We start from the raw sequence: 18882 nt of genomic DNA, 5'->3' as shown, positions 1-18882 counted from the left end.
ATTGGAAGTTATATTATAGTTAAAAAATATGGGGAGTGAATAATTACATGAATAACGATGAAAAAAACGACAAATCTGAATCAAGAGTAGAAGAAAAGAAGCGTAGTTCTAATGGCAAGGAATCTAGCAGCAATTCTTTACTTAAGACAGGAATTGTAGCTTTTATTTCTGCCGCTTTAGGTGTTGTTATTGCCTTCGCAGGGTTCACTTACTTCGGTGGTAGTAATAACTCCTCAAACTCCGCCGCAGTTGGAAATACTGCCGGTACGACTCAAGTAAGCAATACTAAAGTAAACACTTCTAGTTCAATGTCAGGTGCTTATAAGAAAGTCAATGGAGCGGTTGTTTCCGTAATTAATCTTCAAAAACAAAAAGAACAATCCAGCAATGGTGATATTTCATCCATCTTTGGTGATTTGTTTGGTGATAGTGGAAGCAGTGACAGTAACTCTTCTGACGATTCACAATCAAATGACAGTAATTCTTCAGATTCCAATTCATCTGATTCTAGTTCAAGTTCTTCTAATAGTAGTAAATTACAAGAATACAGTGAAGGATCAGGTGTGATCTATGCTAAACAAAATGGTAAAGGTTATATTGTAACTAATAACCACGTTGTTTCCGGATCAGACTCTTTGGAAATCATTCTGGAAGATGGTACAAAGGTTGCCGCTAAATTAGTCGGTACTGATTCTACAACTGACTTAGCTGTATTAGAGATACCTGGTAGTAAAGTGCCTGCTACAGCTTCATTTGGTAACTCAGACAATGTAACACCTGGGGACCCAGTAATTGCTATTGGTTCACCATTAGGTAGTGAATACGCTACAACAGTTACCCAAGGTATCATTTCAGCAACAAATAGAACTGTAACAACTCAAGATCAAAATACCGGACAAGCTACCGGTGAAGCAACTGTTCTTCAAACCGATGCTGCGATTAACCCCGGTAATTCAGGTGGCCCATTAGTTAATGCCGCAGGACAGATTGTTGGTATCAACTCAATGAAATTAGCCTCAAGTACTGATGGTTCATCAGTTGAAGGTATGGGCTTTGCTATTCCAAGTAATGAAGTAGTTAAGATCATTAATCAATTGGTTGAAAATGGTAAAGTTGAAAGACCTTCATTAGGTATCAAAGTACTTGACCTAGATCAAATTACTGATGATTCACAATCAAGCTTGAAGTTACCAAGCAGTGTAACTAAAGGTGTGGTTGTCTACAGTACAACAAGTGGTTCTGTAGCTAAGGCCGCTGGTATGAAGAAGTACGATGTGATCGTTAAGTTAGGCGATAAGGACGTCAAGTCTGTTGCAGACTTACACACAGCCTTGTACTCACATTCAATTGGCGATACTGTAAACATTCAATATTACCGTAATGGCAAGCTGAATACAGCTAAAGTACACTTAACAAAGAAAACATCAGATTAATGAAAAAAGACGTGGAAACGGACAAATGCCAGTTTCACGTCTTTTTTTGAACATTTTTTTGAATATATTAAATTTTCTTCGGTAATAGAAAAGACTAATCAACAGAAGTTATCCACAAGTGTGAATAACATGTGTAAAAGTCGACAAAATTTTGATATAACGTTGTAGAAAAGTTATCCACAGTTTTACCCACGGCTGTTAATAACTTTTAACTATACAAAATATCTATTGACTAAAAAAGCTTTATATCAACCAGGAACGTTGTTACACAAGCTTAGACAAACTTTTATTCTTCGGTGCAAAAATAAATTGTCATGATAATTCGGATTTTAAAAATCATTTGGCAATTAACTGATAGTTTCGTATGATATTTAACTGAGGAGATTTGTTAATTATGAATATAAAAATGGTTACCGTTGGTAAGTTAAAAGAAAAGTATTTTAAAGCGGGGATTGCTGAATACGCTAAGCGTTTGGGGGCTTTTTGTAAGTTCCAAATAGTAGAATGTCCTGACGAAAAGGCACCAGAAAATCTTAGTGAGGCTCAGGATGAAAAGGTTAAGCAAATAGAGGGTGAACGAATATTAAGCAAAATTAAGGATAAGGAATATGTGATCCTACTTGATTTGCGTGGTAAAGAATTAACTTCAGAAGAAATGGCCAAAAAAATCGATGACTTATCCACATATGGGACAAGTGATATTACTTTTGTCATCGGTGGTTCACTTGGAGTTAGTCCTGAAGTTACAAAGCGTGCTGATTACAGTGTTTGTTTTGGTAAATTCACTTTGCCTCATCAGTTGATGCGTTTAGTTTTGACTGAACAAATTTATCGTTCATTTATGATTATCAACCATCGTACATACCACAAATAAAATTACGTAAGGGTAGCTCAGAAATGAGCTGCTTTTTTATTAAGAATTTATTTTGTTTTTGGGTAATATATTGTTAATAAAAAATTTCCTCCTAGAATTAGAGTTGAATAAATAAGTACTTAGATAATTTCCTTTGGGGATGTAGATAATGAAAAATAGTAAAAAGATTTTAGCAGCTTCTGCTGTAGCAATTATGTTGGCACCAGCCGCAATTTCCGCTCTTCCACAACAAACTGCCCAAGCTAGTGGTTTGGTTGGATTAGTAGGAACAATTAGACGTGATGGCGGACAAATCGTTGACGATAACGGTAATATCACTAAATCAACTTTGCCTAACTTCAGTTCATGGAAATTAGGTCAAACTAAACAATTACGTGGTAAAACTTATTATCAAGTTGGCAATAATGAATGGGTTGCTTTTGATTCAATGGACATCGCTGAAAATGGCGTTAAGTTAAATGAATATGCATCTAACTATAATGCTGATGTTCGTAACGTTGCCACTGTTGGTGCTAATACAACTATTGTTAATAGTAATGGTCAAAATACTGGTCGTACTTTACCAAAGGGTAGTCAATGGCAATTAGGTGCTATCTCTACTATCAATGGTGCTGTTTACTATGAAGTAGCTACTAACGAATGGATTGCTGCTAGTTCTATTACCAATATGACTTCTAGCGATACAAGTAATCAAGCAGCTGGTAAGCAAACTCAAACAACCACAAACACTACAACGACCACATCAACTACAAATACAGCAGCCAAAAAGGTTGGAACTTTGAGTTCTACAGCTTCAATTTATGGTCCTGATGGAAAACCTATGGGCATGACTTTGCCACAAGGTAGTCAATGGCAATTAGGTAATTTGATAACAGTCGGTAGTAAGAAAATGTATCAAGTTGCAACGAATGAATATATCGATGCTACTTTGGTAAATGTTAATGGACAAACTTCAACAACACCAACCACTGCTACTGGTTCTAATGATTCAGTTGGAAAAATTGGAACAACCATTGCTAGAACTGGAATTGTTACCGCAGATGGAATGGAAACCAATATGACTCTTGCTCAAGGTACACAATGGAAGCTTGGTAAGACTATTAAAATCAACGGTACTTCTTTCTATGAAGTTGGAACAAACGAGTATGTTGTTGCCAATAACTTAACTATTAACGGTAGCAATATGACAACTTCAACTAATACAACACCTACAACATCAACATCTACTAATAGTGAAGTTAAAATAACTGCTAATCCTGATTCTGGTGAAATTGGTACAGCAACCGCTGAATTAGCTATTGTTAATGATTCTGGAAAGAGTACCGGATCATCCCTTCCAAATGGCAGTCAGTGGAAATTAGGACGTATCATGAACGCTAACGGTATGATCTACTACGAAGTTGGTAATAATGAATGGATTCCAGCTAGTGATTTAACAATTACTAGATCAAATGGTTCAACTACTTCAACAACAAACAACACAACTACTAATACTGGTATTCCAACACCAGGTAATGGTTTAATCGGTACAACAACGGTTGCTCAAAAGACATATGATCCATCAACTAATACTTACGGACAAACCTTGCCAGTTAACACATCATGGAAGATTTCTAAGCTAGTTGTAAATAAATACGGTTCATACTGGGGCCAAATCTCATCAAACGAATGGGTTTGGATCAGTACAGTTAGATTGAACAGTGGTCTTAACTTGAAGACATACGCTGTCAGTGAACCTGAATTTGCTGTTAGAATTAATAAGTAATTATTGAAAGTAAGTTATCTATTATTGATAGCTTATTTTTTTGTCTAATTTTGTGTCGCTTTTAAATGTGTAAAAAGTTCGTGAAAAAAGGAAAAAAATGTCAACAAGGCGATGGAATGTCATAGTGTGACATTCCATTTTTGTACAATTATTAAGTAAATTAATAAAAGATTAGGGAGGCAGATTTATGACAAAAAATTATGAGGTATATGACAGACTTACAAAGGTAAACGGAGAGAAGTATGATACTGGACTAAAATTGGATAAGGATTCAAAAAGTATCAGTATTGATAACTATGGTACTTTCTTAAATGATGTGGCAGATTTACCTTCAAACGAAGAGTTAGATCAAGAGTTTTCTGATTCCCTTAAAAAGGATGTTTCAAATGAGGATAGTCGTTTTAAAAGAGAATATATTGATAAGTTTCATCATATTGATTTCAGGTATAAAGATATTTTTGATAAGGAATCAAAAGACTATGATCCTGATGGAGAGTTCAATAACAACTATATGTTCTTAGCTATGAATTGTGCAGCCCGTCCAAATCTTGAAAGATCTGAGTGGAAAATGTTCCATGATGTTGATGATAAACATGATTCACATATGCTTAACCTAAGATTAATGATTAACAACATTGATGCAAAAGGATGTTACGTTACTGACGCTATCAAACAATGTATTAGCAGTGACTCCAGTTATATTTTGAAAGAATTTTTCGTAAAAAAGCCTGGTTTATCTTTTAATAATTCAGATGTATCGGATGAGGAACGTGCTGAACAACTTTTGAAATGGGATAAGGAAAAACATATTGATATGGAACATGCCTTAACTGATGTTAAGGAAAAGAGAGATATTTACGATAAATCTATAGACGTATTAATTCATGAATTGAATTCAATAAAACCTAAACAAGTTGTTATATTTGGAACTACACAAAGTAATCCTGATACCGATAGCAATACAGGTTTAGTTAAAATGATATCTGAGTCAAAAAAATTTGACGAATATGAAAATGGAGCTGAACTTCGAAAATTACTTCAGGACGCTATTTCGGTGACCCACTACGGAAATCGACATTATCCAAGCACTAGAGATTTTTATATGAAATTTAAAGATGCAATCAAAAATAAATTAGATTAAATTCAAGTCGAATAGGTAATTAAAATTTTATAAAAATAGTCTGGTAAAAAAGAGTTCAAAACTATTAGATTTTTATCTAACAGTCATGAACTCTTTTTTTTATGAAAATTTATTTTTCATAACTTTGAATTGAATCAAACAGGAACTTAACAAAAGCTTCACGGTCAACATCTTCGAGAACTTTGATACTGTTCTTTTGTGGAGCATCGGTTCTACGATCGGGATATGTCATCCCTCGATATTGGTCGTTACTCAAGGAAACATCCATTGAGTAGTTAGTGCTCTTAGTAAATAACTCAGGAGCAATTAAACTGATAACGGCACAGGCATCATGAATTGGGATTTTGGTCATACCTTTTTCTAACTCGGCTTTAGTATAGAAATTTAGGATTGAACTGGCCATGACGCCGACACGGCCCAAATCTTTAATTTTACTAATTTCGTCCATTGTTAAAAAGGCTTTATTTTCAGTCAGATTGAGTCCAGAAAGGGTGATTGGTAGTCCAGAGTTAAAGACGATATCCATTGCTTCAGGGTCAACGTAAGCATTGAATTCGGCTGCTAAGGTAATGTTACCTTGAAGAGTTGAGCCACCCATAATATAGATGTGTTCGATATTTTCTTTAACTTCGGGGAAGGTCTTCAATAGTAAGGCGACATTAGTTAGTGGTGCTGTGGCAACTATATTAACTTTCTCGTCACTTTTAGAAATACGATCGTACATGTATGTAACGGCGTTATGACTAACTAACGGGTAATTTTGGCTGTTGTCAGGGAAATCATAGCCGTCCATTCCAGTTTTACCGTGGATTTCACCAGCAGTCTCCACTTGCTTAACTAAAGGAGTTGCTTGTCCAGAAGCCAATTCGGCATTTGAACCTAAAAAAGTTAATAGTTTTTTAGCATTTTTAGTTACGTAATCTAGTTTTACATTGCCACCGACAGTAGTTACGCCAATTAAATCAGCCTTTTCGGGATGCGCCAATAGTACAGTTAGTGCAATAGCGTCATCAATTCCGGGATCGCAGTCCATAATTACTTTTGTCATTCAATTAGACCTCACTTTTTAATTTTTGAGGAATCTTTTTTAGCGCATGGATGAAGCTATGGCGTTCCAAGGTTCCAAGAGTAGATAGAATTTTTTGATTATTATCTTCGATAAATTTATCGATGGTAGGTAATAACGTTTTAGACTTGTCAGAAAGGATAATTGTTTTCAAACGTGAATCATTTTTGACGGGAACACGTGAGAGTAAATCATCTTTTTCCATCGTTTTAAGGATGTTAGTAGCTGTAGGTCGACGAATATTGAAATTTTCTTCAATATCTTTTTGATAAGTGTCATCTTTACAATGAGCTACGAAATGAATAATTTGCACTTGCGTACCGGTCAAATCATACTTATGAGCAAAAGTATTGATATCACGAGAGATCTCATTGGATGCAACTTTGATTAAATGAGCAACATCACTCGCCATAAAGAAATCCTCCTTTGAGATTTAGAATACGAAGCAATTATAACATTTCGGAGTCAGTGGAATCTTTAGAGAAAAGCTATTTGTTATTGATATTATTCCAATAATATTTCAACTTTTTGAAATTTATAATAATTATTATTCAGCGAGAAATATTTTTTGTAATAAAATAAAAAGAACTCTATATTGGACTATGGAAACTAAAAACAGGGGGAAAAATAAATGGCTAAAGTTTTAATTTTAGGTGCTAACGGTAAAATTGCTCGCTTAGCAGAACATATTTTTGTTGATACAACGGATACAAGTTTGAAATTATATCTTAGAGATGCAGAACGTCTTGATGATTTCGTTGACTCACATGACAAGTTGACTGAAGCAATCGAAGGGGATTCAACTGATGTTCAAAATTTGGTTGAGTCAATGAAAGATGTTGATCTTGTTTACGCTAACTTAGCAGGTAATAACATTACTGCTCAAGCTAGGGCTGTTGTTGAAGCAATGCACGCTGCTAATAAGACACGTTTGGTTTGGATTTCAACATTAGGTATTTATGATGAAGTACCTGGCAAATTTGGTGAATGGAATAAGAAGATTTTAGGTGACTACATTACAAATTATGCAGCCGCTGCTAAAGTAATTGAAGATTCTGATTTGGATTACACAATTATTCGTCCAGCTTGGTTAACTGATAAACCAGAAGTTGATTATGAAGTTACTCAAAAGGGTGAAGATTTCAAAGGTACAGAAGTTTCGAGAAGATCAATTGCGCAAATTGTTGTAGATATTTCTCAAGATCCTGACAAATTCAAGCGTGAATCAATTGGTGTTAATAAACCAAATACTGACGGTGACAAGCCTGCTTGGTATTAATTAAATAAAAGATGTCGAAATCAAGCTGTGATTTTGACATCTTTTTTTGTGTTGTCACAAATAAAAAAACAAATTCCTACCGTTATGCAAAATTGTATTCACACAACTAGTTAACCATTGGAGAAGACCAACAAATGGCGTTATAAAGACTCGTCTTTTTTATAATAAAAATTGTTGTGTCAATATCAATATTTTTAAATAATGTAGAATATATTTTTTCGAAAAAAACAAATCGCTATTGATTGGACTATACCATCATGATAAGGTTCTTTATGCAACCGGTTGCAATAAATCTTGAGGGAGCAAATTATTATGGCTAACAGTAAACAAGGCGGGGGCTTCATGGCCTTTGTTGAGAAACATCTAATGCCAATCGCTGTTAAATTAGGGCAAATGAAACCTTTGATTGCAATTCGTGATGGTATTGCAATATCAATGCCACTTATTATCATTGGTTCTTTATTCATGGTTATCAATAACTTTCCGATACCTGTATGGACAGCATGGTTAGCTAAGACAACCATTAAAGGGGTAACTGTCGCAGCAATCTTTGCCAAGATAGTTAATGGATCATTTGGTTTAATTGGACTAATTAGTGCTTTCGGTATCGCTGCAAGTTATGCAGAGCAATATAAAACTGATGGGAAATCAGCTGGGGTTATTGCTTTGGCAGCATATTTTGTTGTAACACCAAGTATTATGAGTGGTGATAAAGTTCCTGTTGAAGGAATGCCTTATAACTTCTTAGGAAGTCAAGGTTTGTTCGTTGCCATTCTATTAGGTTTATTAGCTGGATGGATTTTCCAGTGGTTTATTAATAACGATATTCAAATTAAATTACCAGATACAGTTCCACCTGCAGTTGCAAAAAGTTTCAGTGCTTTAATTCCTGGAGCTGTAGTTATTACTATTTTTGGTGCTCTTTACGCAATCTTTACATGGACAGGATTAGGCAATGTTCACTTGCTATTATTCCATATTCTATCCAAGCCACTAGGTCTTTTGGGAGATACTCTTGGAGGAACTATTGTAGCAATTATGCTTAACAGTTTATTCTGGTTTATTGGTATTCATGGTGGAAATATTATTAATCCAATTATTTCACCTATTTGGTTAATGAATACTGATGCTAACCGTGTTCTATTCCAAGCTGGACATCTTGATCTAGCTCATCATGCTCATATCATTACTCAACCATTTATGGATAACTTCGTATACATGGGTGGTGGTGGTGCCACTATTGGACTTGTTATGGGTATTGGTATTTTGATCTTTATGAAGAGATCAAGTAAACAATTAGATGTTATGGGACCTTTGACTATTACACCAGGTATCTTTAACATCAATGAACCAACAATGTTTGGTCTACCAGTTGTTTTGAATACAACTTTAATTATTCCATTTATCGTGGCACCTTGTGTAAATGCTATTACAACTTATTTTGCAATGGCAACAGGATTGGTTCCATTATGTAATGGTACAATGGCTTCATGGACAATGCCTCCAATTATTTCTGGATTCTTAGTAACGAATAGTTGGACTGGATCAGCCCTACAAGCCGTAAATATTGTGCTTGATATTCTAATGTACTTCCCATTCTTAATTGCTATGAATAAGCAACAAAAGCTTGAAGAAGCTGGTAAAGAAGTAGTTGCTTAAAAGAAAATAAAGGAGAAATTTTCAATATGGTGAAACGATTAATCAGTGCAGATACTAGCGATATGTTAGCAATGGACGGAGCCGAATTGAAGCAAAGTATCAAAGCTAGTGAAGGCCGAGTTGTTTTAAGCGAAAACGTTGTTGGTCATGAACCAATGGACGGTATCACAACTTCAGAAATCGCCGCTGCCTTTGGAGCCGATTTGATTTTACTCAACGGATTGGATGTATTGAATCCAATTATCTTGGGACTTTATCCCGGTGAAGAAACTTTGGCTACTGCTAAAGCTCATCATGATGGTGAAAGTATTCATCGTCTTCAAAAGTTAGTTGGACGTCCAATTGGTGTTAACTTGGAACCAGTTGATCCTAACGCTAAAATGGCCGAAGATCGCTTAATTATTCCTGAAGGCCGTATGGCAAGCGAAAAAACTTTACAAGAAGTAGAGAAGTTAGGTTTCAACTTTGTTGTCTTGACAGGTAATCCGGGTACAGGTGTTACTAATGCTCAAATTGCTGCCAACATTAAAGTTGCTAAAAAGAACTTCCATGGCTTAGTTATTGCTGGAAAGATGCACGGAGCTGGAGTTGATGAACCAGTTGTCAGTGAAGAATCCGTAAACGCCTTTCTTGAAGCTGGAGCTGATGTGATTTTGGTTCCTGCAGTCGGAACAGTACCTGGTTTTGATGATGCTGAACTTAAAGAAGTCGTTAAGTTGGCTCATGATAAAGGCGCACTAGTTATGAGTACAATTGGAACTAGTCAAGAAGGATCAGGTAGTAGCTATATCGAAAATGTGGCTATCAGAAATAAGATCGATGGTGTAGATATTCAACACGTCGGTGATGCTGCCTGGGGAATTCAATCACCATTTGAAAATATCTTTGCAATGAGTAAAGCTATTCGTGGTGAACGCCATGCAATCGTTCGTATGGCTCGTTCTATCAATCGTTAAAAATTAATTCAAATAGGGATGTTATTAGGTTTTGATACCTAGTAACATCCTTATTTTTTTGTTGTTTTTATCTATTTTTCCAATATAAAAAATGATTTCCAACTTTGTTGGAAATTGGTTATAGTTACAAAAAAATAAATCCTACTAGAATAATAAATGTAAGGGGTTACAAGAAAGAATGAAAGGAGGAAAACTAATGGAAATACCAGCAAGAAATATTTTATTAGATATAAATGTATCAGATCGTGATGATTTATTGCATTTTATTTCAGATCAATGTAAGTCATTCGGATACACAGACTCAGCCAAGGGTTTGTATGAGTCCTTTATTCAAAGGGAAGCAGAGTATTCAACTGGTTTACAAGAAGGTTTTGCAATTCCACATGCTAAGACAGATTTTGTGAAATCAGCACAAATCGTTTATGTACGACTTAATCATCCGATTGAATGGAAGACATATGATGATAAACCGGTTACAGATATTTTTGCACTTATGGTTCCTGAAAGTGGGGTTGGCACAGTTCATTTAAAGATGTTATCAAATTTGGCTACAGCACTTTTGGAAGATGATTTTAAAAAGAAAATTCGTGAATTAAACGATTCAGAGAAAATTTCAGAATATATAACTAATGAGATTGGGGTAAATGTATGATGACAAATATTGTAGGAATTTCAGCATGTCCAGCAGGTTTAGCACACACACCAATGGCTGCTAAGGCTTTGGAAAAGGCAGGAAAAGAATTAGGATACAATGTCAAAATGGAGCAACAGGGTTCTATGGGACCAGTTAATGCCATTACCCAAGATGAGGCAGATGCAGCAGACTTTGTATTGATCGCATCTGATCAAAAGATTACAGGTATGGAACGTTTTAAAGATAAGAAGGTTTTACGTGTTGATATCAACGTATGTATCAAAGCACCAAAGGCAGTACTTAAAAAATGTGTTTCTACTGTAGAGGGGGCATAAGCTCATGAAAAAGCTGCTATCTGATTGGAAAGGATATTTGATGAGTGGTATTTCCTACATGATTCCTACCGTAATTGGTGGTGCGATGATTGTTGGTATTCCACAGTTAATTGGAATGATATTTGGGGTTAATGACCTCACAAAGTATAAGAGTGCTCAAGGTTTCTTCCATATTCTTTATCAAATTAATCAAGTAGGTTGGATTGGAATTGGCTTAGTAAACTTGGTTATTGCTGGTTATGTTGCATATGCCATTGGTGATAAGCCAGCTTTAGGTGCTGGATTCATTGGTGGACAATTGGCAAGTACTATCAATGCCGGATTTTTAGGAGCATTAGTAGCTGGATTTGTTGCTGGTTATGTTGCTCGTTATTGTAGAAAAATTAAAGTTGGCGAAGCTTGGAAGTCAGCTGTTCCTCTATTAATTGTGCCATTATTGACAACCGGTGCTGTTGCATTAGTTGTAGGTGTTATTTTATCTGGACCATTGTCATGGTTGAATACTACCTTGGTAGCTTGGGTTAAAGCTATGATTAACAATCATACCAATGGTGCAATTGTTGCTCTTGTATTAGGAGCCATGATTGGTACCGATCTAGGTGGTCCTATTAATAAGGCCGCTTGGATGGTAGGTAATATCCTCTTTATTGAAGGTATTTACGGACCAGCATTAATGACAAACATTGCTATTTGCTGTATTCCATTAGGTTATGCTTTAGCAACATTCATTTATCCACGCAAGCGTTTCTCTGACGAAATGTTTATGGCAGGACGTAACAATTTGATTATGGGTTCATTTGGTATTACAGAAGGTGCTATTCCATTCTTCCTAACAAGTCCATTGAAACTATTACCAGTCAATATGATTGGTGGAGCCTTAGGTGCTGTAACTGGTGAATTATTAGGTATGCAATCACATATTCCTCCATTAGGTGGTTTACCAGGGATTATTACTGCCGATAATAAACTTGCTTATATTGCAGGTATAGCGGCAGGAGCATTATTTATAGGATTAGTAGCACCATTAGTTGCTAACTTCAACGTTTCATCTGACGAAGAGGAAAGCGATATTAGTGAAGACGATATTAAGATCGATATTGAATAATTAAAAATGAAAGAGGTTGAATTTTTAAAATGGTCAAGACAGTTCATGTTTTTCCACATACTCATTGGGATCGAGAATGGTATTTCACTACATCACGTTCAAAGGTTTATTTATTAAAGGATTTGATGCATGTTATTGATAATCTACAACACAATACTGGTTATGATCGTTTTATTTTGGATGGTCAAGCTTCATTGGTTGAAGATTACTTGAAATGGCGTCCTCAAGATAAGAATGTTATAAAACAATTAGTGGCAGATAAAAAATTAATAATTGGGCCTTGGTATACACAAACGGATCAATTCGTTATTTCTGGTGAAAGTATTGTTAGAAATCTTCAATACGGAATGGATGTTTGCAATAAATTAGGTACATATATGAATGTTGGCTATGTTCCTGATTCATTTGGTCAAGAATCAAGTATGCCTCAGATTTATAAAGGTTTTGGAATTCCTGATACTATGTTTTGGCGTGGAGTTTCTGAAGAGAATGTTAACCACACCGAATTTGTTTGGAAAGGCGAAGATGGTTCCAAGGTAAACGTTTATCAGATACCATCTGGTTACTATATTGGTGGAGTTGTAGATGAAACACAGTTAGATAAGATTATGCATCAAGAGCCATTTGCGTCAATCGTTAAAAGATCAACTACGAGTCATATCGCTTTTCCTAATGGTTTTGATCAAGCTCCAGCAAGAAAAGACTTGCCAGAACTAATTAAGAAACTTAATGATGCTAATAAAGATTTTCATTTTGAAGTTAGCTCAATTCAAGAATATATTGATGCTGTTAAGAGTGAAAAGCCAGAATTAGAAGAAGTTAGCGGTGAATTCACTAACGGTAAAAATATGAGAATTCATAAGTCAATTTATTCATCACGTTCTGATCTAAAGAAGTTAAATACCAAAATTCAATATTACATAGTCAATGTTCTTGAACCAGTTTTGACGATGGGTGAACATTATGGTGTAGATTATCCTCGTGAGGCAGTTAATGATATTTGGAAATTAATGTTTGAGAATGCTGCACATGATTCCATTGGTTCTTGTGTTTCCGATACTACTAATGAAGATGTTTATATGCGTTATAAGCAAGTTCGTGACATCAGTACAAACTTAGTTGAAGTTACGCTCAGGGAAATAGCTACACAAATTAAAAAGAATAAGAAATATGAAATTAGTTTGTCGGTATTTAATACATTGCCAGTTGATAGAACGGAAATTACAAAAGTTTCATTCTATGCACCATCTCAAGATTTTGAAATTGTAGATGAAAATGATCAATCTGTTGATTTTTCAATTGAGTCTTGTGAAGACCAAACTGAGTATATAGCCGGTCAAACAATCCAATTGAATCCTGGGGAGAAAATTTATAAACCTGAAAAGATTTATAAGGTAGTTGCTTCTATTTTTGCAAAAGATGTACCGGCAATGGGATACAAGCAATTGTATATTAATGAAAATGCAAAGAAAAATGAAGTAATTAAGGCAGTTGATGACAGAATTTTGGAAAATGATAATTTCAAGATTGTCATTCAAGATAATGGTTCATTGACAATTACTGATAAAGCTTCTGGAAAAGTTTATGAAAACCAAGCAATTCTAGAGGAAAATGGTGATGATGGAGATTCCTTCAATTATTCACCTGCCAAAAAGGATTTAATCGTTTATTCAACAGATCAAGCAAATACTATTTCAGTAACTAAATCTGATTTAGTCTCTTTAGCAAAAATCGACTATGACTTTTCAGTACCAGAAAATCTAGATGATAGAGCCAAGAAAATTTGTAATGTTAAGATGCCAGTGTCAGTTGAAATTAGATTGGAAAAGGATTCTTCAGTAATTAAATTCAATGTAAAGATAGATAACCGTGGACCACTAGACCATAGATTATGTATTGATTTTGCTACAGGTATTAGTTCTAAGGTTTCATATGCTGATCAACAATTTGGAACGATAAAGAGACCCGTTTATCGTGAAAAAGAAATGAAGTCTTGGGCAGCAAATAAGGAAAATTGGAATGAAAAACCAATTTCAATTGAAACTTGTCAATCATTTGTTGCTTTATCAAATAAAGAAAATACTGTTTCTGTATTTCCAAAAGGTGTTCGTGAATACGAAATTATTGGCAAGGATTATTCAACCATCAGATTAACCTTATTCCGGACATATGGAATGATGGGTAAAGTTGATTTACTTTATCGTCCAGGTAGAGCTTCAGGTGAAAAAGTTATTGCAACGCCAAATGCTGAATTACAGTCAGAGTTGAGTTTTGAATTAGGATTATCAATTACTAACAAGGGATTCGATGATAGTGAAGTAGCATCTAAAGCAAAGAATTATGATACACCGGAACAATATTATGAGTATGCAGATTTCTTGAATGGTCGTTTGATATTCAATATGGATTCAGTTGATCGTACTTTGGATGAAAATGGAAGTATTTTACATACAAAAGGTAATTTGATTTTAAGTACCTTGAAGAAGGCTGATCATCGTAGTGGTTATATTGCTCGTTTCTATAACGGCTATGGTGACAAAGCAACTGATGATCGAATTGTATTTAATAAGAAACCTAATAGAGTTGAATTAGTTGATTTGAAAGAAGATACTATCAAAAAACTTCCAATTGTTGATAATACTGTCAAGTTGAATGATATTACACATGCTAAAATTAAGACTATTTACTTTGAATATTAATTTCGGTATCTGAATAAAGAATAACCAATCTTCAAATTTATATTGAAGACTGGTTATTTTATTTCTACACGAATCTCCATCGGCTTGTTTGAGTTTTATACATGAAGGAGTGGTAAAAAAATGCTGAAACTATCTTACCCAAGATTAAAACAGATATTAATGATAATGATTTTGACAAAAATTGAGGTACCGGGTAGTGAATTATCAAAACGATTGAATGTTAGTACTAGGACTGTTCGTAGCGACGTTACGAAATTGAATTCGGATATTAGTGATTACAAATTAGAGATAATGAATCGTCGAGGTAAGGGATATTATTTGGAGGTTAGTGATTCACAACAATTAGATAAACTAAAACGTGATTTGAATAATCTAGAGAAAAAGACAAGTTTAGATACTTCTAGTGGTAGGATTAAATATTTGTTAAACAGATTGTTGACCAGCGAGGAACCAATCTCAATTGACGATATATTAGATAATTTGTATATCAGTATTAACACTTTGAACAATTATATTATTGAGATAAAGCAAATTATCAGTAAATATAATTTGAGAATAGTTCATAAAAATAATGGGTTGTCTTTGGTAGGGGATGAGGAAAGCAAACGCTATTGTTTTATAGATCAATTGGAAAATAAAAACTATAAGGAATACGTTTTAGGCTTCACTACTAATGAGCGTAAGTTATTTAGTAATATTGATTTAGATGACATTAGTGAAGTAGTTAATGACTTTATAGATAGGGAAATGAAAGAGATTCCTGATTATAATCGCAAAAATATCATAATTCATGTTGCTTTGTCCCTATCTAGAATTGAATCCGGACACGTTTTACAGAATTTTAATAGTGAGTTGCAAGTATCCCAAGATTTTCAAAATGAATTTGATAAGATGTTTGATAGATTAGAACAAAGTATTGGTAATAGAATATCCTTGCCTGAAAGGGAATACGTGAAATACCATGTGGGTTTAAATAATCCACAGATAGTTAATAATTCAAATGAGCCAGAAGTGGAATTAATAAAGAAAAGTGTATTGCTTTTTTTGGATAAAATACGGGATAATTACACGTTTAACCTTTTAAATGATGATCTTTTAATAAAAAATCTGACGGAGCATATTAAAGCTGTTATTAAGATAAGCGATTTAGATAGTACTAGAAAGAATCCTTTATTGGACGTTATCCTTTCAACATTTCCATTAGCATACGAGATGACCGTTACATCGATAAATATTCTAGAACATCAGTTAAAACTACATCTTTCGAAAGATGAGTTATCGTTCATAACGCTACATGTTGGTGCCTCAATGGAAAGAAATTACAGTAATAAGTGGAAAAAAAGGAATGTGGCCATTATTTGTGGATCAGGAACAGCTACGGCAAATCTATTAAAGATAAAACTAGAAAGTCGATTTAGTAATTATTTAAATATAATGGGTGTTTATTCTTATGCAGAATATTGTAGTGATTCCTATCCTAAAGAAGTCGATTTCTTGATCTCAACTGTTCCTATATTAAACAGTAAGGTTCCGGTTGTTGAAGTTGATTTGTCCAACTTTGCCAATGACAGTAAAGAACTGTATGATTTCATAACTTCAACCTCTAATGGGCAACAAGTCCTATATAGTCTATTTAAACCTGAATTAGTTTTTGTAAATAGTAATCTGCAGACGCGCAAACAAGTACTAGATTTCTTATGTGACAAATTGGAAGAACAAGCCGTTGTTAGAAGTGATTTTAGAGAGAAAATGTTTGAGCGAGAAAAAATGTATTCAACCGCTATTGGTGGAGAAATTGCAATACCACATCCTATCAAGTTTGCCGCTAATAAATCTAACGTAGCGTTTATGCAATTGAAAAAGCCAATTGTGTGGGATGATAATGACAATAAAATCCAATTAATTTTTCTTTTAGCAATAAATGAAGAAGAATATCCTAAGATTCAAACGTTATTTAGTTTTTTAGTTGATTTGCAGAGTGATACTAGATTCTATAATGCAATCAGTAAATGCAAAGATTCTAATGAAGCAATGAAGGTTATTAATTCATTTATTCAGAATAATATTAATCAAAGGGCTTAGGAATAAGTAATTATATTTTTCTGACTAAATAATCAAGATGTTTTTTAGTCTGGAGTAAAATTGGGAATGCATTCAACTATGAAATTATTGTTAACGGCTTTGCCGTTTACAATAAGGCCGGTCTTGGAGATCCATGATTTCACCCAAAGTGTGAAATCATTAGCTTCAAGCCGTGCCCATAGTGTTCCAATGTATTCCCAATTTTACGGAAGACGGGAATTTAAATATAATCCAATTTTGCTAAGAGTCTCAGTTCTTTAGAGGCTCTATTTTTTCGTGTTTTTACCTATTTTAATGAAAAACATAAATAAATTTCAGAAAACACTTACGAAAATAATTTTTTTCTGGTATATTAATCCACTGTTGCAACAATTTGGAGGAAAATTATGAGTCAATCTCAAAAAATTAATACAAGACCCGAACATCCAATCTTGTCACTATTGGGTGTCTTAATCGGTGGATTTGTAGGAATGTTTAGTGAAACTTCATTAAATATTGCCCTTCCATCAATCATGAAAGCTTTTAATATTGAAACAGGAACAGCACAGTGGCTAGTTACAGGTTATATGCTTGTAATTGCAATTGTTTTACCGCTTTCTAGTTTGTTAACAAAACACTTCTCAACTAGGGGATTAGTTAGATTTGGTTTGTTGGACTTCATTGTCGGTTCAGCAATTTCTGCATTAGCAATGAACTTCCCAATGCTTTTGGCAGGTAGAATGATTCAAGGTATCGCTACCGGACTTATTTTGCCACTTATGTTCTCAATTGCTATGAGAATCTTCCCACCTGATAAACTAGGTGCCGCTCTAGGTATGGCTGCCTTAGTTATCATGTTTGCCCCAGCTATTGGACCTACAATTTCAGGTATTATCTTGGGTGCATTGTCATGGAGATATATTTTCTGGTCATTCATCATTTTCCTATTGATCGGTTTGTTCATTATGGAAAAGAATTTGACTAACGTGTTTGAAGTAACTAAACCCAAAATTGATTGGTTGGCTATTGCTCTTTCAACTATCAGTTTTGGTTTGATCGTTTTTGGTATCAGTTTCTTGAGCAAAAATATCGCTACAGCTTTGATTGCTTTAGTCGTAGGTATCATTTTCTTAGTTGTCTATATTAGACAACAGTTGCATGCTAAGACTCCAACTTTGGATTTCTCAGTTTTGAAAACTCCAGAATTTCTAACAGGTTCAGTTCTAGTTATGTTAAACTTTGGTATTACATTGTCAGCAATGTATTTGCTACCAATGTACTTGCAAAATGGTTTAGGTGTTGCTGTAGCCTTGACTGGTGTCGTGATGTTACCAGGTGGTATTATAAACGCCGCTGTTTCATTTGGTGCAGGTCGTGCTTACGATAAAATTGGTGCCAAGATGATGTCTCGTTTAGGCTTCCTAATTTCTATCGTTGGTTCAGCAATGTTCCTATTTAGTAATTCAAATAGTTCCTTAGGTTATATCATTGTAGCTCATATTATTTTGATGATTGGTGTTCCATTGGCTATGTCACCATCACAAACATATGGACTCAACTCATTGGATGCATATCAATCCGCAGATGGTTCTGCTATCATCAATACTTTCCAACAAGTTATTGGTGCCGTAGCAACTGGTATTGCCACAATTCTATTGAGTACAGGTCAGGCAAACTACTTTGCTAATGGTGGACATTCAGCAAAACTAGCTTTCACTAACGGTGCTCATTATGGATTTATGTTTACATTGATTTTAGCTGTCTTCGGATTCATTTTGGCTTTCCGTGTTCACAATAAGAGCAAGGAAACCGTTGATGTTGAAGAAACAGAGGAAGCAACTTCTAAAGACAAAGAAGCTGTTACAGAGTAATAAA

The 18882-nt window shown here is 34.5% G+C and carries 15 protein-coding genes; 13 read left to right on the top strand and 2 right to left on the bottom strand.

Annotated elements, in window-relative coordinates; translation table 11 throughout:
* The first annotated feature begins 47 nt into the window (after positions 1 to 47).
* From ATN92_RS03995 to ATN92_RS03980, 4 genes are all read left to right on the top strand, one after another.
* Positions 48 to 1433 (top strand): S1C family serine protease, encoded by a 1386-nt coding sequence (locus ATN92_RS03995; RefSeq protein ID WP_056954838.1) that lies wholly within the window; start codon positions 48 to 50, stop codon positions 1431 to 1433.
* 394 nt (positions 1434 to 1827) lie between these two features.
* On the top strand, positions 1828 to 2307 hold the full coding sequence (gene rlmH, locus ATN92_RS03990) for a 23S rRNA (pseudouridine(1915)-N(3))-methyltransferase RlmH (protein WP_025085807.1): 480 nt from the start codon (positions 1828 to 1830) through the stop codon (positions 2305 to 2307).
* Positions 2308 to 2455: 148 nt separating this feature from the next.
* Entirely contained in the window at positions 2456 to 4072 is a 1617-nt protein-coding gene (locus ATN92_RS03985; RefSeq protein WP_056954836.1) for an SLAP domain-containing protein, read from the top strand.
* 187 nt (positions 4073 to 4259) lie between these two features.
* Positions 4260 to 5213 (top strand): hypothetical protein, encoded by a 954-nt coding sequence (locus tag ATN92_RS03980; RefSeq protein ID WP_056954834.1) that lies wholly within the window; start codon positions 4260 to 4262, stop codon positions 5211 to 5213.
* A gap of 109 nt (positions 5214 to 5322) precedes the next feature.
* Here ATN92_RS03980 and ATN92_RS03975 read toward each other — a convergent pair whose 3' ends face one another.
* Together ATN92_RS03975 and ATN92_RS03970 are read right to left on the bottom strand one after the other, a co-directional pair.
* Positions 5323 to 6261, bottom strand: coding sequence for a nucleoside hydrolase (locus ATN92_RS03975; protein WP_056954832.1), 939 nt, complete (start codon positions 6259 to 6261; stop codon positions 5323 to 5325).
* A 4-nt stretch (positions 6262 to 6265) separates the two neighbouring features.
* A complete protein-coding gene (locus tag ATN92_RS03970; protein WP_056954830.1) occupies positions 6266 to 6691 on the bottom strand; it encodes a MarR family winged helix-turn-helix transcriptional regulator in 426 nt (141 codons plus the stop codon).
* 219 nt (positions 6692 to 6910) lie between these two features.
* Here ATN92_RS03970 and ATN92_RS03965 point away from each other — a divergent pair, with 219 nt between their 5' ends.
* The 9 genes from ATN92_RS03965 (at position 6911) to ATN92_RS03925 (ending at position 18878) form a co-directional block, all read left to right on the top strand.
* Entirely contained in the window at positions 6911 to 7558 is a 648-nt protein-coding gene (locus ATN92_RS03965; protein ID WP_056954828.1) for an NAD(P)H-binding protein, read from the top strand.
* 312 nt (positions 7559 to 7870) lie between these two features.
* Positions 7871 to 9217: a PTS sugar transporter subunit IIC gene (locus ATN92_RS03960; RefSeq protein WP_054642593.1), complete on the top strand. Its 1347-nt coding sequence runs from the start codon at positions 7871 to 7873 to the stop codon at positions 9215 to 9217.
* Positions 9218 to 9243: 26 nt separating this feature from the next.
* Positions 9244 to 10173, top strand: coding sequence for a DUF7916 family protein (locus ATN92_RS03955; protein ID WP_056954826.1), 930 nt, complete (start codon positions 9244 to 9246; stop codon positions 10171 to 10173).
* Positions 10174 to 10369: 196 nt separating this feature from the next.
* On the top strand, positions 10370 to 10825 hold the full coding sequence (locus tag ATN92_RS03950) for a PTS sugar transporter subunit IIA (protein WP_056954824.1): 456 nt from the start codon (positions 10370 to 10372) through the stop codon (positions 10823 to 10825).
* Positions 10822 to 11142 carry a PTS fructose transporter subunit IIB gene (locus tag ATN92_RS03945; protein WP_234032528.1) on the top strand — a complete coding sequence of 107 codons (321 nt, stop codon included), beginning with the start codon at positions 10822 to 10824 and terminating at the stop codon, positions 11140 to 11142. Before ATN92_RS03950 ends, ATN92_RS03945 begins: the two co-directional genes overlap by 4 nt.
* 4 nt (positions 11143 to 11146) lie before the next feature.
* A complete protein-coding gene (locus ATN92_RS03940; RefSeq protein WP_056954822.1) occupies positions 11147 to 12247 on the top strand; it encodes a PTS fructose transporter subunit IIC in 1101 nt (366 codons plus the stop codon).
* Between the two features lie 29 nt (positions 12248 to 12276).
* Positions 12277 to 14946 carry a glycoside hydrolase family 38 N-terminal domain-containing protein gene (locus ATN92_RS03935; protein ID WP_056954820.1) on the top strand — a complete coding sequence of 890 codons (2670 nt, stop codon included), beginning with the start codon at positions 12277 to 12279 and terminating at the stop codon, positions 14944 to 14946.
* 120 nt (positions 14947 to 15066) lie between these two features.
* Positions 15067 to 17028: a BglG family transcription antiterminator gene (locus ATN92_RS03930; protein WP_056954818.1), complete on the top strand. Its 1962-nt coding sequence runs from the start codon at positions 15067 to 15069 to the stop codon at positions 17026 to 17028.
* Positions 17029 to 17414: 386 nt separating this feature from the next.
* Complete coding sequence (locus ATN92_RS03925; RefSeq protein WP_056954816.1) at positions 17415 to 18878, top strand: MFS transporter; 1464 nt, start codon at positions 17415 to 17417, stop codon at positions 18876 to 18878.
* Positions 18879 to 18882 lie beyond the last annotated feature (4 nt).

Source organism: Companilactobacillus bobalius (genome assembly GCF_009764355.1).
The sequence above is the reverse complement of the archived record's forward strand: the minus strand, read 5'-3'. Positions and strand labels throughout refer to the sequence as shown.

Coding starts and splice junctions, on each gene's coding strand:
- ATN92_RS03935 (WP_056954820.1), top strand. CDS start 12,277: ATGGTCAAGACAGTTCATGTTTTTCCACATACTCATTGGGATCGAGAA.
- ATN92_RS03980 (WP_056954834.1), top strand. CDS start 4,260: ATGACAAAAAATTATGAGGTATATGACAGACTTACAAAGGTAAACGGA.
- ATN92_RS03940 (WP_056954822.1), top strand. CDS start 11,147: ATGAAAAAGCTGCTATCTGATTGGAAAGGATATTTGATGAGTGGTATT.
- ATN92_RS03970 (WP_056954830.1), bottom strand. CDS start 6,691: ATGGCGAGTGATGTTGCTCATTTAATCAAAGTTGCATCCAATGAGATC.
- ATN92_RS03930 (WP_056954818.1), top strand. CDS start 15,067: ATGCTGAAACTATCTTACCCAAGATTAAAACAGATATTAATGATAATG.
- rlmH (WP_025085807.1), top strand. CDS start 1,828: ATGAATATAAAAATGGTTACCGTTGGTAAGTTAAAAGAAAAGTATTTT.
- ATN92_RS03965 (WP_056954828.1), top strand. CDS start 6,911: ATGGCTAAAGTTTTAATTTTAGGTGCTAACGGTAAAATTGCTCGCTTA.
- ATN92_RS03925 (WP_056954816.1), top strand. CDS start 17,415: ATGAGTCAATCTCAAAAAATTAATACAAGACCCGAACATCCAATCTTG.
- ATN92_RS03975 (WP_056954832.1), bottom strand. CDS start 6,261: ATGACAAAAGTAATTATGGACTGCGATCCCGGAATTGATGACGCTATT.
- ATN92_RS03985 (WP_056954836.1), top strand. CDS start 2,456: ATGAAAAATAGTAAAAAGATTTTAGCAGCTTCTGCTGTAGCAATTATG.
- ATN92_RS03995 (WP_056954838.1), top strand. CDS start 48: ATGAATAACGATGAAAAAAACGACAAATCTGAATCAAGAGTAGAAGAA.
- ATN92_RS03950 (WP_056954824.1), top strand. CDS start 10,370: ATGGAAATACCAGCAAGAAATATTTTATTAGATATAAATGTATCAGAT.
- ATN92_RS03955 (WP_056954826.1), top strand. CDS start 9,244: ATGGTGAAACGATTAATCAGTGCAGATACTAGCGATATGTTAGCAATG.
- ATN92_RS03960 (WP_054642593.1), top strand. CDS start 7,871: ATGGCTAACAGTAAACAAGGCGGGGGCTTCATGGCCTTTGTTGAGAAA.
- ATN92_RS03945 (WP_234032528.1), top strand. CDS start 10,822: ATGATGACAAATATTGTAGGAATTTCAGCATGTCCAGCAGGTTTAGCA.